Genomic DNA, 255 nt, shown 5'->3' with positions numbered 1-255 from the left:
TGTTTATTAGCAAGTATTTGTCTCTTTCCAGAAATACAGTAAAGAAATACATCTCTTTATTTGAAGTACTTGGATTAAGCCTTGAATCGATTAATCAAAAAACAGATGCAGAATTAGACACACTTTTTTCCCAAAGCACAGAAGAGGTTACGACTCCAAGGATGCAAAAGGTCTATGAGTTTTTCCCCCAAATGGAACGGGAATTAAAGAAAACAGGCGTAACCATGTATGGCATGTGGGAGCGTTATCTCTCTT

The 255-nt window shown here is 36.9% G+C and carries 1 pseudogene; it reads left to right on the top strand.

The window, feature by feature from the left end:
- A pseudogene (locus ACHRVL_RS23085) lies at window positions 1-255 on the top strand (IS21 family transposase); the annotation flags it as partial.

Source organism: Flavobacterium sp. FlaQc-28 (assembly GCF_044007415.1).
In the GTDB taxonomy this organism is placed as follows: domain Bacteria; phylum Bacteroidota; class Bacteroidia; order Flavobacteriales; family Flavobacteriaceae; genus Flavobacterium.
This window is presented reverse-complemented; position numbering and strand designations above follow the sequence as displayed.